At 61.8% G+C, this 16,408-nt stretch carries 12 protein-coding genes and 1 tRNA gene; 9 read left to right on the forward strand and 4 right to left on the reverse strand.

Features of this window, described 5'->3' with window-relative positions; translation table 11 throughout:
* Window positions 1-135: 135 nt before the first annotated feature.
* The 7 genes from fdnG to BMZ70_RS10530 all read left to right on the forward strand — a co-directional run bounded on the left by fdnG (window position 136) and on the right by BMZ70_RS10530 (window position 9,407).
* A complete protein-coding gene (fdnG, locus tag BMZ70_RS10500; protein WP_139212878.1) occupies window positions 136-3,207 on the forward strand; it encodes a formate dehydrogenase-N subunit alpha in 3,072 nt (1,023 codons plus the stop codon).
* A gap of 18 nt (window positions 3,208-3,225) precedes the next feature.
* Window positions 3,226-4,140, forward strand: a complete 915-nt coding sequence (gene fdxH, locus BMZ70_RS10505; RefSeq protein WP_092273372.1) for a formate dehydrogenase subunit beta — start codon at window positions 3,226-3,228, stop codon at window positions 4,138-4,140.
* Window positions 4,137-4,790 (forward strand): formate dehydrogenase subunit gamma, encoded by a 654-nt coding sequence (locus BMZ70_RS10510; RefSeq protein ID WP_092273375.1) that lies wholly within the window; start codon window positions 4,137-4,139, stop codon window positions 4,788-4,790. The genes fdxH and BMZ70_RS10510 overlap by 4 nt, the downstream gene beginning before the upstream one ends.
* 54 nt (window positions 4,791-4,844) lie before the next feature.
* Window positions 4,845-5,828: a formate dehydrogenase accessory protein FdhE gene (gene fdhE, locus BMZ70_RS10515; protein WP_092273378.1), complete on the forward strand. Its 984-nt coding sequence runs from the start codon at window positions 4,845-4,847 to the stop codon at window positions 5,826-5,828.
* A complete protein-coding gene (gene selA, locus BMZ70_RS10520) occupies window positions 5,825-7,351 on the forward strand; it encodes an L-seryl-tRNA(Sec) selenium transferase (protein ID WP_092273381.1) in 1,527 nt (508 codons plus the stop codon). The genes fdhE and selA overlap by 4 nt, the downstream gene beginning before the upstream one ends.
* A complete protein-coding gene (gene selB, locus BMZ70_RS10525) occupies window positions 7,348-9,306 on the forward strand; it encodes a selenocysteine-specific translation elongation factor (RefSeq protein ID WP_092273384.1) in 1,959 nt (652 codons plus the stop codon). Before selA ends, selB begins: the two co-directional genes overlap by 4 nt.
* Before the next feature lie 5 nt (window positions 9,307-9,311).
* A tRNA-Sec gene (locus tag BMZ70_RS10530) sits at window positions 9,312-9,407 on the forward strand.
* Here BMZ70_RS10530 and BMZ70_RS10535 read toward each other — a convergent pair.
* Complete coding sequence (locus BMZ70_RS10535) at window positions 9,392-10,105, reverse strand: alpha/beta hydrolase (protein WP_092277741.1); 714 nt, start codon at window positions 10,103-10,105, stop codon at window positions 9,392-9,394. The two genes, BMZ70_RS10530 and BMZ70_RS10535, sit on opposite strands and share 16 nt — an antisense overlap.
* A 123-nt stretch (window positions 10,106-10,228) precedes the next feature.
* On the opposite strand from BMZ70_RS10535, the gene BMZ70_RS29200 reads away from it, so the two are divergent.
* Window positions 10,229-11,896 (forward strand): methyl-accepting chemotaxis protein, encoded by a 1,668-nt coding sequence (locus BMZ70_RS29200; protein ID WP_092273387.1) that lies wholly within the window; start codon window positions 10,229-10,231, stop codon window positions 11,894-11,896.
* A gap of 72 nt (window positions 11,897-11,968) precedes the next feature.
* Window positions 11,969-13,375 (forward strand): c-type cytochrome, encoded by a 1,407-nt coding sequence (locus BMZ70_RS10545; protein WP_092273390.1) that lies wholly within the window; start codon window positions 11,969-11,971, stop codon window positions 13,373-13,375.
* Here the strand turns inward: BMZ70_RS10545 and BMZ70_RS10550 are convergent.
* From BMZ70_RS10550 to BMZ70_RS27995, 3 genes are all read right to left on the reverse strand, one after another.
* Window positions 13,360-13,791 carry a DUF29 domain-containing protein gene (locus BMZ70_RS10550; RefSeq protein ID WP_092273393.1) on the reverse strand — a complete coding sequence of 144 codons (432 nt, stop codon included), beginning with the start codon at window positions 13,789-13,791 and terminating at the stop codon, window positions 13,360-13,362. The genes BMZ70_RS10545 and BMZ70_RS10550 overlap by 16 nt on opposite strands.
* Before the next feature lie 47 nt (window positions 13,792-13,838).
* Window positions 13,839-14,327, reverse strand: coding sequence for a glycosyl-4,4'-diaponeurosporenoate acyltransferase CrtO family protein (locus BMZ70_RS10555; protein ID WP_092273396.1), 489 nt, complete (start codon window positions 14,325-14,327; stop codon window positions 13,839-13,841).
* Between the two features lie 1,594 nt (window positions 14,328-15,921).
* Window positions 15,922-16,356: a hypothetical protein gene (locus BMZ70_RS27995; RefSeq protein ID WP_130300807.1), complete on the reverse strand. Its 435-nt coding sequence runs from the start codon at window positions 16,354-16,356 to the stop codon at window positions 15,922-15,924.
* Window positions 16,357-16,408: the final 52 nt, after the last annotated feature.

The raw sequence follows: 16,408 nt of genomic DNA on the forward strand, positions 1-16,408 counted from the left end.
AAGATTATCAAATGCTCTATACCAAAAGGCGCTTATGGCCGAATAGCAACAATTAATACAATTCGATACTCGCGAATCGCCAGTTGCCGGTGCTAAACTCATGAGGTCACCAGACCTAAAAGAGAGGACGACACCATGAACCAGATGTCGAGACGCCAGTTCCTTCGGGTGACTGGCGCGACCATCGCGGGTTCGAGTATCGCGCTCCTCGGCTTTGCACCGGCAACGGCTTTGGCCGAAGTCCGGCAGTACAAGCTGGCGCGCAGCACCGAAACCCGCAACACCTGCCCATACTGCTCCGTCGGTTGCGGCATCCTGATGTACGGCCTGGGCGATGGCGCCAAAAACGCCTCGGCCAGCATCATCCACATCGAAGGCGACGCCGACCACCCGGTCAATCGCGGCACCCTGTGCCCGAAAGGCGCCAGCCTGATTGACTTCATCCACTCGCCGAACCGCCTGCTCGCGCCGAAGTACCGCGCGCCGGGTGCGACCGACTGGTCGCCGATGTCGTGGGATGAAGCGCTCAACCGCATCGCCAAATTGATGAAGGCGGACCGTGACGCCAACTTCGTCGAAAAAACCGAAGACGGCAAAACCGTCAACCGCTGGACCACTACCGGGATGCTGTGCGCGTCGGCCAGCACCAATGAAGTAGGCTACTTAACCCATAAAACGATGCGTGCCACCGGCATGCTCCCATTCGACAATCAAGCACGTGTATGACACGGTCCAACGGTGGCAGGTCTTGCCTCGACATTTGGACGTGGTGCGATGACGAATCACTGGGTCGACATCAAGAATGCTGATGTCATCCTGGTCATGGGCGGCAACGCAGCAGAAGCACACCCTTGCGGGTTTAAATGGGTCACGGAAGCGAAGGCGCATCGCGGCGCCAAGTTGATCGTGGTCGATCCGCGCTTTACCCGGACTGCCTCGGTGGCGGACTATTACGTCCCTACCCGCACCGGCGCGGACATCGTTTTCCTCGGCGGGATCATCAACTACCTGCTTACTAACGACAAAATCCAGCACGACTACGTCCGCAATTACACGGACATGCCGTTCATCGTGCGCGAGGATTTCGCCTTTAACGACGGGCTATATTCCGGCTGGGACAACGAGAAGAACAAGTACACCGACAAGAGCAGCTGGAACTACGAGATCGGCGACGATGGCTTTGCCAAGATCGATCCGACGCTCGAGCATCCGCGTTGCGTGTACCAGCTGATGAAGAAACACTACGCGCGCTACACGCCAGAGATGGTGGAGAAAGCCTGCGGCGTGCCGCCCGAGAAATTCAAGCACGTAGCGGAGCTGCTGGCATCGACCGCAGTGCCGGGCCGCGCCGCGACCATCCTGTATGCACTGGGCTGGACCCAGCACTCGACCGGCGCGGAAACCCTGCGCACCGGCGCGATGGTGCAGCTCCTGCTCGGGAATATGGGTATCGCCGGCGGCGGCATGAATGCGCTGCGCGGCCACTCCAACATCCAGGGCCTGACCGACCTTGGCCTGCTGACCAATATGCTGCCGGGTTATCTCTCGCTTCCGGGCGAGGCGGAACAGGAATGGGATGCGTATGTGGCCAAGCGCGCGTTGAAGCCATTGCGGCCGAATCAGCTCAGCTACTACAGCAACGCCAAGAAATTCCTGGTCTCCTTCATGAAGGCCTGGTGGGGCGACGCTGCCACCGAGGAAAACAACTACGCCTTCAACTACCTGCCGAAGCTCGATAAGCCGTACGACATGATGCAGGCGTTCGAGCTGATGATCCAGGGGAAAATGACCGGCTATATCTGCCAGGGCTTTAACATCCTGGCCTCGGCGCCGGACAAGCAGAAGACCACCGAGGCGCTGTCCAAGCTGAAATGGCTGGCCATCATGGATCCGCTGCAGACCGAAACCGCCGAATTCTGGAAACCGCACGGCGACTTCCATAAAGTCGATCCGACGCAGATTCAGACCGAGGTATTCAGCCTGCCGACCACCTGCTTCGCGGAAGAACGCGGCTCGCTGGTCAGCTCCTCGCGCGTGCTGCAATGGCACTGGCAAGGCGCTGAAGGACCGGGCCAGACGAAGAGCGATCTGGACATCATGTCGGGCATTTTCCTGCGCATGAAGAAAGCGTACCAGACCGACGGCGGCAAATTCCCTGATCCGATTCTGAACCTGACGTGGAACTACGCCAACCCGGCCTCCCCTACGCCGGAGGAACTGGCGATGGAGTACAACGGCAAGGCGCTGAAAGAGATCACCGATCCGAAAGATCCGACCAAGGTTATCCTGAAGAAGAACGAGCAGTTGGCGGGCTTCGCGCAGTTGAAGGATGACGGCAGTACGGCTTGCGGTTGCTGGATCTTCGCCGGTTGCTGGACCGCTGCAGGCAACCAGATGGGCCGCCGCGACAACAGCGATCCGAGCGGCATCGGCAACACGCTGAACTGGGCATGGGCATGGCCGGCGAATCGCCGCGTGCTGTACAACCGCGCCTCGTGCGACCCGAAAGGCAAGCCGTGGGATCCGACCCGCAAGCTGATTGCGTGGAACGGCACCAACTGGGGTGGCGCCGACGTGCCGGACTTCAAGGCGGATGAGCCGCCGGAAAACGGCATGGGCCCATTCATCATGCTGGCCGAAGGCGTGGCGCGCTTCTTCTCGCGCGACTCGATGGCGGAGGGACCATTCCCCGAGCACTACGAGCCGTTCGAGTCGCCGGTCGGGCATAACCCGCTGCATCCGAACAATCCGAAAGCCTTCAACAATCCGGCCGCGCGCATGTTCCCGAACGACCGCAAAAAGTTGGGCAAGAAGGACCAGTTCCCGCACGCGGCAACCAGCTATCGCCTGACGGAGCACTTCCACTTCTGGACCAAGCATGCGCGCCTGAACTCGATTATCCAGCCGGAGCAATTCGTCGAAATCGGCGATGCGCTGGCCAAGGAAATCGGCGTGGTGCACGGCGACCGCGTGAAGGTGACGTCGGGACGCGGCTACATCATCGCGAAAGCGGTGGTGACCAAGCGTATCAAGCAGTTGACCATCGATGGCAAACCGATGCACCACGTCGGCCTGCCGATCAACTTCGGCTTCAAGGGGCTCACTAAACCGGGCTACTTGGTTAACACGCTGACGCCTGTTGTGGGCGACGGCAATTCACAGACACCGGAATCGAAGTCGTTCCTGGTGAAAGTGGAAAAAGCCTAACGCCGGAGGAGAACAACTATGTCATTACAATCACTTGATATCAAGCGCATGTCGGCCACCACGGTGACGCCGCCGCAAGCGCGCACACCGGTGACCGGCACCGTCGCAAAACTGATCGACGTCTCCAAATGCATCGGCTGCAAGGCTTGCCAAACGGCCTGCATGGAGTGGAACGATTTGCGCGACGAGGTGGGTGAAACCACCGGCGTGTACGACAATCCTTTGGACCTGACGCCACAATCGTGGACCGTCATGCGCTTCTCGGAATACGAGAATCCCAAGGGCGATCTTGAATGGCTGATCCGCAAGGACGGCTGCATGCACTGCGAAGATCCGGGCTGTCTGAAAGCCTGCCCTTCGCCGGGCGCCATCGTGCAGTACACCAACGGCATTGTGGATTTCCATCAGGAGAACTGCATCGGCTGCGGCTACTGCGTGGCCGGCTGCCCGTTCGACGTGCCGCGCATTTCCAAGCAGGACAGCCGCGCCTACAAGTGCACCTTGTGCTCGGACCGCGTGGCCGTCGGCCAGGAACCTGCCTGCGTCAAGACCTGCCCTACCGGCGCTATCATGTTCGGCACCAAGGAGGACATGAAGGAGCATGCGGAAGAGCGCATCACGGACCTGAAGTCGCGCGGCTTTGAGCAGGCGGGCTTGTACGATCCGGCCGGCGTCGGGGGCACGCACGTGATGTATGTGCTGCACCATGCGGACCAGCCAACGCTGTATCACGGTCTGAAAAAGGATCCGAGCATCAGCGCCACGGTCGGCCTGTGGAAGGGCCTCACCAAGCCGCTGGCACTGGCGGGCATCGCCATGACGGCGCTGGCGGGCTGGTTCCACTACTCGCGCGTGGGTCCGAACGAGGTGTCGAAGGAAGAAGAAGCCGAGGCAGTGGCGGAAGCTAAACGCATCAGGGAGGAAGCACCATGAGCTCACCCAACCGCGATAAAGACGGCAATCCACTGATCCAGCGCTACAGCAAGAACGAGCGCAGTAACCACTGGATCACCGCCATCTGCTTCATTCTGCTGGCCGTTTCCGGGCTGGCCATGTTCCACCCGGCGACGGCGTGGATGGCGGTGTTCCTTGGCGGCGGCCAGTGGACCCGCATCCTGCATCCGTTCATCGGGCTGGTGATGTTTGTGTCGTTTGCGATTCTGGTGCTGCGCTTCTGGCACCATAACCGCATGGACGCCGCCGACAAGCAGTGGCTCAACCAGATCGGCGATGTGCTCAACAACCGCGAAGACAAGCTGCCCAAGATCGGCATGTATAACGCCGGCCAGAAGATTCTGTTCTTCGTGCTGATCGCCTCGATGTGCGGGCTGCTGTTGTCCGGCATCGTGATCTGGCGCGCTTACTTCGCGTTCTACTTCCCGATCGAGATCGTGCGGCTGGCGGCGTTGCTGCATGCCTTTAGCGCATTTGTGCTGATCTGTTCCATCATCGTGCACATTTACGCGGCGTTCTGGGTCAAGGGATCGATTGGGGCGATGGTGCGCGGCACCGTCACCTACGGGTGGGCGCGCAAGCACCATCCGCGCTGGTTCGAGGAAGTGGTACGCAAGAGCCGCGACTAGGATAGAATGCTCCTTGCGCCAGGAGCATTCACCATCCGTTAATGGGAGAATTTTTTGGTACAACGTTTGTTAGAACCAGGTGAGATCGAGGCGCTCGATCACACCGCCATACCTCGCCTGCTGCTGCCGGAAGCGCGCAGCCTGTTCCCTGCGCGCGCCGCGCGTTTGCGCCAGTTGGCGAATAATCAAATCAAAGGCATACCGGTCGGCGAAACGCTGTCCGGTTATCTCAACATGATGGCCGTGCTGGTGGATGCGCAAGCCGCCGTGCTGCACACCCTGCCCGCCGACACCTTCGCACTGCCGGATGCCGCCGGCATCCAGCAGTCCATCGATCATCACATGCCGCCGCTGCCGGTCAGCGGCCAGCGCCCTGCTACGTGGCGGCGTGTGTTCGACGCCATTCTCGATCAGTTGGATGCCCACGCAGCCGCGCAGCCGCAGCTGGCCGCCGTGCTGGCGGAGTTGCGCGCGCTCGACGCGTCGGATCTGGAAGGCTGCGCCGATGCGGTGCTGGCCGAGCTGACCGAGGGCGTCAATCCACTGCATGCACCATTCGTGGCAGCAGCCTTGCAAGTGATGTGGACTGCGCGCGCCAGCCAGCTGGACGGACGCAGCGTGCAGCCGCTGGTGACCAATACTTTGTGCCCGGTGTGCGGCGCGCATCCGGTGGCGTCGGCAATCCGGATCGGCGGCCAATCGCAGGGCTACCGCTATCTGCAATGCAGCTGCTGCAGCAGCGAATGGCATATGGTACGCGTGAAGTGCTCTTGCTGCGAGGGCACCTCCAAAGTAGCTTACCAGAGCATCGACCAGGAGCTGGAGGCAGACAACAAGGCCAACGATCCAAGCAAGGTGGCGCGCGCGGAGACCTGCGACGAATGCCACACCTACCGCAAGATCTTCAACCAGGAGCACGATTTCTACGTCGAGCCCTTGGCCGACGACCTGGCCAGCCTGGCGCTCGACCTGCTGGTCGGCGAAGCCGGCTATGCCCGCGCCAGCGGCAATCCCCTGTTGTGGTTCAACGCCGAATGAGCACGCCGTCCGACAAAGCCCCCTACGCCGCGCATAACCGCGCCCCGGCCGGCGGCGCCGCAGCGGATTCGCCCGCCGCCGGAGGCGCAGGGGGCGCAATCCGCCTGCCGGCGGTCCACCTGATCCTGTCGGACGCCGGCTGCGAAACGCTCATCGCCGAATATGGCCGCGTGCAAACGCTGGAAACCGCCCGCGCCCTGCTGGCCGAGCTGCGCGCCATGCTGCTGGCCACCCGCGATGGCGGCGCCGCCGCAACGGCAACCGGCGCACCGGACACCAGCATCCCATCCTTGCTAGCCATGCTGTCTGCACGGCTAAAAGAACAAAACACCTCACCGCTGCGCCCCGTCTTCAACCTCACCGGCACCGTCCTGCACACCAACCTTGGCCGCGCCCTGCTGCCCGACAGCGCAGTGCAAGCCGTGGTGGAAGCATTGCGCTGGCCGATGAACCTCGAATGGGACATCGACACCGGCAAACGCGGCGACCGCGATAACCTGATCGAAGACCTGCTGCTGGAACTGACCGGCGCCGAAGCCGCCACCATCGTCAACAACAACGCCGCCGCCGTGCTGCTGATGCTGAACACCGTCGCCTTGGGTAAAGAGGTGATCGTCTCGCGCGGCGAACTGGTGGAAATCGGCGGCGCCTTCCGCATTCCGGACGTGATGACGCGAGCCGGCGCGGTGCTGCGCGAAGTCGGCGCCACCAACCGCACCCACCTCAAGGACTACGACGAAGCAGCGGGTCCGCAAACCGCGCTGATGATGAAGGTCCACACCAGCAATTACGCCATCACCGGCTTCACCAAGAGCATAGAGCTGGACGAATTGGCGCCGCTGGCCAGGAAGCACAACATCCCGCTGGCCGTTGACTTGGGCAGCGGCACGCTGGTCGACCTTGAGCAATACGGCCTGCCGCACGAAACCACCGTGCGCGAAACCATCGCCGGCGGCGCCGACCTGGTCACCTTCAGCGGCGACAAGCTGCTGGGCGGCCCGCAGTGCGGCATCATCGTCGGCCGCAAAGACCTGATCGCGCAGATCAAAAAGAATCCACTGAAGCGCGCCCTGCGCGTCGGCAAACTCACGCTGGCCGCGCTGGAGCCGGTACTCGCGCTGTACCGCGCGCCCGACCTGCTGCCGGAACGCCTGACCACCCTCAAACTGCTGACCCGTCCTGCCGCCGCCATGCGCGCGCAAGCGCAAGCCATCCTGCCATCACTACAGGCGGCTTTGGGCAGCGGCTACGTGGTCAGCGACGAAGCGATGATGAGCCAGATCGGCAGCGGCGCACTGCCGGTCGACCAGCTGCACAGCCACGGGCTGGTGGTGCGCGCAGCGGCGACAACTGCCGAGGGCCGCATCAGCAACGCGCTCGGCGTGCTGGAACAGCGCCTGCGCGCCCTGCCCTTACCGGTCATCGGCCGCGTGGCGCAGGACGCGCTGTGGCTGGATCTGCGGTGCCTGCAGGAGCACCAGCAGCAACGCTTCATCGAACAACTGCCCCTGCTCACAGCATGATCGTCGGTACCGCAGGCCATATTGACCACGGCAAGACCACGCTCACGCGCGCGCTCACCGGCGTCGATACCGATCGCCTGAAAGAAGAAAAGGCGCGCGGCATCTCCATCGAACTCGGTTACGCCTACACACCGCTCGGCAACGATATCCTCGGCGTGATCGATGTGCCGGGCCATGAGAAATTCATCCGCACGATGGCGGCCGGTGTGACCGGCATCGACGCCGCGCTGCTGGTGATCGCGGCCGACGACGGCATAATGCCGCAGACGCTCGAACATCTCGCCATCCTGCGGCTGCTGGGCGTGAAGCGCGGCGTGGTAGCCGTGACCAAGATCGACCGCGTCGATGCGGTGCAGCTCGAGCAGCTCGAACAGGAAATCCGCGCGCTGCTGAAGCCTACCGATTTCGCCGGCGCGCACATCTTCCGCACCAACGCCACACAGCCGGGCGACGTCGGCGTGCAGGCCCTGCTGCATCATCTCGGGCAGATGGCGACCACGTTGCCGGCCAATGACGAGCGGCGCTTGTTCCGGCTCGGCGTGGACCGCGTGTTCACGCTGGCGGGGCAAGGCACCATCGTCACTGGCACGGCGTTGGCGGGCAGCGTGCGCGTGGGCGATGCGTTGCAACTGGCGCCCGGCGGGCAGCAGGTACGCGTGCGCAGTATTCATGCGCAAAACCGTTCGGCGGAGGTGGGACGCGCGGGGCAGCGGCTGGCGTTGAACCTGAGCGGCGCCGGCAAGGACGATATCGCACGCGGCACGTGGGTGGTGGCGCCGGCGCTGGCCGAGTGTTCGCCGCGCGTGGACGTGGAGCTGACGTTGACGCCGGACTGCGGCCTCACGCTGAAACCGTGGTCGCCAGTGCATGTGCACCTCGGCGCGGCGCATCACACCGCCAACGTTGTGCCGCTTGGTGATGAAGTGCTGGCGCCGGGCCATACCGGCCGCGTGCAGCTGGTGCTGGATGCGCCCGTACACGCGGTGCCGGGCGACCGCTTCGTGCTCCGCAACGCGCAAGCCACCACCACCATCGGCGGCGGCGTGGTGCTCGATCCGTTCGGGCCAGCCCGCAAACGCCGCAGCGAAGCCCGCACCGCCTGGCTGCAAGCGCTCGCCGATTTCATCGAAGGCGGCACCGGCGATGGCCGCACTAGCGACAGCCACGCCGCTGGCCGCATCGGCAACGCCTCCGGCGATATCGCCGCGCTGCTGGCGCGTGGCCCGCTCGGCTTGCGCACTTCGATGCTGGTGCGCCTGTCGCAACTGCCCGCATCGCAAATCGTCGCGCCGCCCGGCACTATCGAAGTGCCGCTGCAAGGCGACGACAAGCTGCTGATCGCCCCTGCCGAAATCCAGTCGCTGCAAGCCCGCACCCTCTCCGCGCTGGCCGACTTCCACGCCCGCGCGCCCGACGATGCCGGCCCCGAACTCTGGCGCCTGAAACGCATCGTCTCGCCCGACATGGAAGACCGCCTGTGGCGCCGCCTGATCGACACCCTGCTGGCCGACGGCGCCATCCACCAGCGCGGCCGCAGCCTGCACCTGCCCAGCCACAGCGTCGAACTCAGCGCCGAAGAACAGGCAATGGCCGCACCGCTGCTAGCCTCCCTGCTCGCAGGCGGCTTCGACCCGCCGTGGGTGCGCGACCTGATGCGCGAACACGCCATGCCGGAAGCCGAAGTGCGCCGCCTGCTGCTCAAGCTATCCAAAACGGGAGAACTGAACCAAGTAGTGAAAGACCTGTTCTATCATCCGCAGCAGCTGGACGAACTGGCACGCATCGTCGCCACGCTGCCTGAAGTGCAGGCCGCCTCGTTCCGCGACGCCACCGGCCTCGGTCGCAAGCGGGCCATACAGATTTTGGAATTCTTCGACCGCGTCGGCTATACTCGGCGGGTCGGCAACATCCACCTGATACGACCTAACGCTGCATGGTCGTACAGCGCCAGCTAAACCAAGGAAGGCATACTCATCCGGTGATGGGGCCGGGCTTCAAACCCGGTGGGGGGCGTCAGCCGCTCCCTCGTAAGTTCGACTCCTACTGCCTTCCGCCATTCACTACTCCCACTACCAGGTCGATGGCCGCATCGAACTCGGCCGGTGTTTCTTCCAGCAGCGACCACAGGCGGTTGTGTTCCGCGCCGCGCACGATGTGCAGTTGACGTGATTCGGCGCGCGTAGCGGCGGCCACCAGGCGTTCCGAAATCTCCAGCGGGATCACGGCGTCGTGCTCGGCGTGGATCACCAGCAGCCGCCCTTCAAAGCGCGACAGGATGTCCCACGCATCGCTGTCGGACCAGCTGCGCTCACGGCGAATCACTGCCGAAAACTCCGGACCGAACGGCACCTCGTAGGCCTCCGGCGTGTACACGCCCGGAACCATCAAGATCAGCGCATCGACACGGTGCTGCTGCGTCAGGCGGATGGCGTTGTAGGCGCCCATGCTGGAACCGAGCACCACCAGCGGTTCCGGCAGCGCTTGCGCCGCCATCACCGCCTGCGCCTGCCGCGTGCGGCTGGCGACCGACGATTGCGCCAGCGTGCCGCCGGTGTCGCCGTGGCCGATGGCATCAAAGCCCACACTGCCCACGCCACGCTGCTGCAAGGCGTTGCGCAGCAAATGGTGGCCGCGCCGCGTGCTGCCGCCGGCGCCGTGCAAGTACAGAATCGGATTGCCGCCGGCCCCCACATAATGGTCGGCCTTCAGCACAGTGCCGTCGAACGGCACGTCAAAATCAAGAATAGTCGTCATGGCCAGCAGCCTACCCAAGCTTGTCAGCTTTGTAAGTCTAGGTAATCGCCTCTATCTTTCCGACCGGAATTATCATTCAGTGATAAAATATTTTTTCAGAAACTTTAATTTCTTTTGGATAACATGAAACTCTCGAACATGAAGGTTGGCAAGCGCCTTGCCATCGGCTTTGGTGCGACGCTATTGCTGCTGCTCGCCGTCGCTATCGCCAGCTGGATAAGCATCCGCCAGACTGCCGACGACACCAACGCCCTGCTCTCCCACCACCTCAAGACCGAACGCCTGGTCAGCGGCTGGAAAGCCATTGTCGAGACCAATGTACAGCGCGCCGTGGCCGCCGCCAAGACCTCCGATCCGGCCGCCCAGAAGATGTTCGAGGACGGCATCGCCGCCAATAGCAAGATCGCAGAGGCCAATCAACGCGCTCTGGCCGAGCTGCTCGACGACCCGCAAGCCAAGGCCTTGCTGGACGCCGCGCTGGCACAGCGCACGGTCTACCAGGACGCCCGCAAGCGCGCCCTCGCCGCCAAGGCGGCCGGCGATATGGAGCAGGCCGAGCGCATCATCGCGCAGGAATTCGTTCCGGCCGGCGCCAGCTATGTGGCCAGGATGCAGGCGCTGGTCGAGCGCCAGCAGGCCGCCATCGACGAGATCGGCGTCGCCATCAACCAGCGCAGCACCGGCTCGGCCTGGATGATCGCCATCCTGAGCGCGGCCTCGGTGGCGCTGGCATTGCTGCTGGGCTGGCTCATCAGCGGTTCGCTGCTCAAGCAGCTGGGCGGCGAACCGGACTACGCGGCCGGCATCACCGACCGCATCGCCGGCGGCGACCTGACCGTGCACGTGCAGCTGGCGCCGGGCGACCAGAGCAGCCTGTTGTACAGCATCGCCGCCATGCGCGACCGCCTGGCCGCCATCGTCAGCGAAGTGCGCCATAGTACCGAGGCCGTGGCCACCGCCTCCGATGAAATCGCCAGCGGCAACCATGACCTGTCGGTGCGCACCGAGCAGCAAGCCGGGGCGCTGGAAGAAACCGCATCGTCGATGGAAGAACTGACCGCCACCGTCAAACAAAATACCGAGTTCTCGCGCCAGGCCGATCAGCTGGCGGCCAGCGCATCCGGCGTGGCCGCGCGCGGCGGCGAGGTGGTGGGCGGCGTGGTCAGCACGATGGAGGCGATCAGCGCTTCCTCGCGCCAGATCGTCGACATCATCGGCGTGATCGACGGCATCGCCTTCCAGACCAACATCCTGGCGCTGAACGCGGCAGTGGAAGCCGCACGCGCCGGTGAGCAGGGCCGCGGCTTTGCGGTGGTGGCGCAGGAAGTGCGCACGCTGGCGCAACGCTCGGCCAGCGCGGCCAAGGACATCAAGCAGCTGATCAGCGAATCGGTGGAGAAAATCTCGAACGGCAGCATGCTGGTCGATGAAGCCGGCAAGACGATGGACGAGGTGGTGCGCAGCATCCGCAACGTCAGCGAGATCATGGCGCAGATCACCGCCGCCAGTGGCGAGCAGGAAGCCGGTATCGAGCAGATCAACCGCGCCATCATCGAGATGGACGGCGTGACGCAACAGAACGCCGCGCTGGTGGAAGAAGCTTCGGCGGCGGCCGGCGCCATGCAGGAGCAGGCCTCCCATCTGGCGGAGCTGGTCAGCGTGTTCAGGGTCGATGCCGCGAACCGCACAGCCAGCGTGACGCCGATCGGCAGGCCGCACGGCCACGCCGCACATCCGGCTCCGGCGCGGCTGCCGGCGCCGGTTCAGCAACGCAGCGCCACCGGACGCTGATCCCGCAAGATGATGTGATGTTGGCGGCGCTGATTGTACAATGGCGGCATCACTCATCAGGGGACACAAGAAATGCAAAAGATCGCTCTGCAAGCCGCCGCCATCGGCATGGCGCTCGCTTCCTTCGCCGCCCACGCGGCGCCGGCCCAAACCGCCGAACAACTGTATCAAACCAACTGCGCCGCCTGCCACGGCACCAAGCTGGAAGGCGCGGTCGGCCCGACTCTGGGCGAGCACGCCTGGATCCACGGCGCGCCGACCAAGGCCAACCTCATCAAGATCATCAGCAAAGGCGTGCCGGAAAAGAATATGCCGGCCTGGTCGCCTGCGCTGAACGCGCAGCAGATCGCGCTGCTGGCCGACTACATCGGCGCCAACGCCAACAAGAAGCTGGCGACGCCGGCTGCTACCGCTACTGCCGCAGCCGCCAAGCCAGCCGCCACCGGCCTGCTGGACGGCTTCAAGCTGCCGAAGGGATTCCACATCAGCGTCTATGCTGAAGGCGCGACGACCGCACGCAGCATGGTGGTGTCGGACAGCGGCATTGTGTACGTCGGTTCGCGCAAGGCCGGCAAGGTGTATGCACTGGTGCCGCGTGCGGACAAGCAATCGGCCGAGGTGGTGACCATCGCCGAAGGGCTGGAAAACCCGATCGGCGTCACCCTGCTGAACGGCGCGCTGTACGTGGGCGAAATCGGCCGCGTGATCCGCTTCGACAATATCGACAAGCGCTACGCGCAAAAGCCGTCGTATGAAGTGGTGAAGGTCAGCCTGCCGAACGACAAATGGCACGGCGAGAAAGTCATCAAGGCCAGCCCGGACGGCAAGCTCTACATCCCGGTCGGCGCGCCATGCAATATCTGCGATACCGACGACACCAAGAGCGCCAAGATCTACCGCATGAACGCCGACGGCAGCCAGCTGGAAGAAGTGGCGCGCGGCGTGCGCAACACCGTGGGCTTCGCCTTCCATCCGACCACCAAGCAGCTGTGGTTCACCGATAACGGCCGCGATGAACTGGGCGACAACACGCCGTCGTGCGAGCTGAACGTGTTGACCAAGTTCGGCCAGCACTTCGGCTTCCCGTACTGCCACGGCGGCGTGGTGCCGGATCCGGAATTCGGCAAGGGCCGCACCTGCGAAGAGTTCGTTGAGCCGGTCGCCAAGCTGGGGCCGCACGTGGCGCCGCTGGGCCTGGGCTTCTACAGCGGCAAGCAGTTCCCGGAGGCGTACCGCAACAACATCTTCGTGGCCGAACACGGCTCGTGGAATCGCTCGACCAAGATCGGCTACACGGTGCGCTTCATTACCCTGTACGGCAACAAGCTGGTCAGTGACACCGCCTTCATCGACGGCTTCCTGCGTGGTGATGAAGTGGTGGGCCGTCCGGTGGACGTGGTCACGCAAGCCGACGGCTCGCTGCTCATCTCCGACGACTACGCCGGCCGCATCTTCCGCGTGACTTACGACGGCAAATAACCGTCTTTCAAAACCAGCCCGAAGTCCCATTCACGGACTTCGGGCAAATCGACCAGATTGGCCTCCCGGCCGGCGATGTCCAGCGCATCCTTCCATACCTGGTCATCCCACTCATCCTCTTCCAATAACTTGCGCAGGCTTGGCATTTTTCGGAACAGCTTTGCGATAGCCTCGCGCTGGGGCCGCATCGTATTGATCCCGCTTTTGCCGCGCCGATCGGGCTGATACTTCCACTTGAGCATATGCGCCATCAGGATCGCCATCCGGTGTGCCAGCTGATGGCGAGGGCTGATGTTCATATCGTCAATTTCTTCGACGATATGATCGATGTCCAGCAAAGCCCACTGGCCGGCGCGCAACAGCGCCACCTGCTCTTTCGCCCAGGCGGCGACATCCTCATCGTAGGCAGTGTTCATGGCAACCTCCTCAGTGATTGGACCGGGTGGCTGGCTAAAAGTTCAGTTCAAGTGGGAGAAACCGCCGCCGCTTGTGCGCGTTGCTCCATCACGGCAATGAGCTGGTACAAGCGCCTCTTGTTGTACTGCTGAAGCAAACACGGATAGAGATTGCCGACCGTATTGAAAAAGACAAAGCTGACACCTGTCTTCGGTCCATAGGCACTCCATGCGTAGATCGTCGCGACCATCATCACAGCAAAGCCCACCCAATGCGACACCTCCGCCGTCGCAATGTGTTTTCGAATCTCCTTGAGCAATTGCAGGTCGCGATTCTTCGGCAGTTTGATGTTGGTATTAAACATCCGCAGCGGCGTCGCCAGGAGGATTTTCCGAAACCACCCGACGCCAAGAATTTCATACGTCTTTGAATCAGCAAACACATAGCGTGCGCTGATCCAGCTATAAAACGGCATCCGGCGCAGCACCAGATCAGCGATGACTCCGATGATGAAGGACAGGAACATCACGGCGATCGGATTGCCTAGAAATTGCATTCTTGCTTCCTCAAATAATTGACTGCAGATTCAACGGGCGCCGAAGGCAATCCTCTGACCAGGAATTATCATAGCTGCCTGGCAAATTCACCGCCATATGGTTTTCTCGCGAGCCTCAAGAAAGCGGAGTCCGTTCTCGTGCGCCGCATTGCGCTTGGCTGTCTGCATGTAGTCAAAGGCCTGCTGCTCGTTGATAACAACGAAGGACCTTCGCTTGGGCCTCGATACGGGCGCCGCGTTTGTTGTGCTTTTGATCGTCATCCGAGACACCTCCCAATGCCGCTTAACGTGATTGAATTAACCGGCGCGCGTTAGCGCGTCAGCTGGAACTGAAGGTTAGACATATAGCTACGCAAATAGAGCTGTGTACTCGGATGCTCGATGCGCATCGATCCCCCTTGCCTGCTCAACATAAAGCTGGTGAGCACTCGGCTTCAGAAAAACATCCGGCCGAGTCGTCGGCCCCGTCAACCGAAGTTCTGCTTCTAGACCAAGAGAGCCATTCGAGGCTGGAATTTCATTGGCAATTCGGTCATCGAATGGCGGCTCGCCCTTCGGTCGAAAGCTTCGCGGCATCGTCGGGGCGACGAAAAGTCAGCTCCATTTCTTCCAGCGGATGTTCCTCACCGCATTTTGAGCAAATCAAAGGAAGTACCTTTCTGTCTAGTGTGCACAATAGTCGGCGCGCGTTGCGCGTCCGCGTTGATTAACGGGTTAGGCATTATTACCGCTCCCGATGGAATAACTCACTTGACGAGCACTCATTGAATTCGGAATAGAGTGCGCAAATCAGGTGGTCATCAACCTCAAGGGCGTTCAAAACAAGCTTCTTGGAACTGGACTCTCGGAAGAGATGTATTTCCGTCCACGAGTCGCCGGTCCTCGGGAGAACTCTGCCGGTAAGGCGCGAAAAAGAACTCGGTTTTGGCCCAGCAGGCTCCTGCTCAAAAATGACTTCTCCGTTGTCGCTGATGGTCAAGGTATCTCGATACGTTTCCCACAGAAGGCTTCCTCCGTGGACTTCTGCAAATACCTTTAGATCGGTAACAAACCTCTTCATGGTCCCCCTAACGTGTGCGATAACCGGCAGCTGGAGCGCACAGCGCGGAAGTCGTCCGGTTGCTTAAGTTGTTAGGCATTACGTGGCCGTAAAAAATATGCAGCCGCAGCCACTGCGACGCCTGCAGCAACAGCCCCCAGGGTCGTTCTGAAAGGGGCATCTCCGAAAAACATGAGAAACGGTATAGCAAAGCCAGCTCCACAGGTAGCCAGCAGCAACGCGTATCTGTAAGGCCGCAAAATCAAGAAAATCGGAACCCCGACAAGCAGCATACCCACAAAAGAAGCTGGCACCGCCAGCAGGAGCCCGAAGAAAATTCCCCAACCAAAATCGGATGCCGCGCCCGCATCGGAACTTCCCAAGCCTGCGAGCGTCAAGGCAGGAACGCTAGCGAACGGTGCCAAGAGAAGCGGCTTCCAAGGAAAAGGTCGAATTTGCATATGGACTAGCGTGTTAAGTCAGCGGTGCTGGAGGCGTCCGCTGGAATTGGAAATTAGCCGAATTAGACACGCAATTAAACGTTTCAAACGGACTCTATGGGCAATCATCATAGAGTCCGTTAATGCGCGCCTCGTCGGCGCCTCGCCGAATTTTTACGGCAACCTTATGTGGCCCAGCAATGAGCGATGATCTCATTTCAGCCAACGATAAACCATCGCACCTCCCCACTCGCCTACTAGTTACCGAAATGACGACTTTCACGCCTTCCCCCTCAAAGCGGCCGACAAACCAAACGCCGCTCTCAGGTTGCGCGCCAATACGGCGAAGAGTGTAAGTGACGCCATCAAGTGCAATAAAAAAATCTGATTCAGAACAACGGCTGGTAAAGAACGCAATCTTTGTCTTTTCCGCTGTGATGCGCGTCGCGACACAGTCGTTAGTTGATACCAGTGTTGGCTGAAGATTTGGGGCAGCCTGAGCAGAAGTTGCCAAAATTGCTGCGACCAATACCAAAGGCTTTGTCTTCATAGGCTAACGTTGGACGTAACCGGACACTACAGCGCGAAGCGATGTAGTGTCC

The organism is Duganella sp. CF402 (assembly GCF_900109645.1).
In the GTDB taxonomy this organism is placed as follows: Bacteria; Pseudomonadota; Gammaproteobacteria; order Burkholderiales; family Burkholderiaceae_D; genus Rugamonas.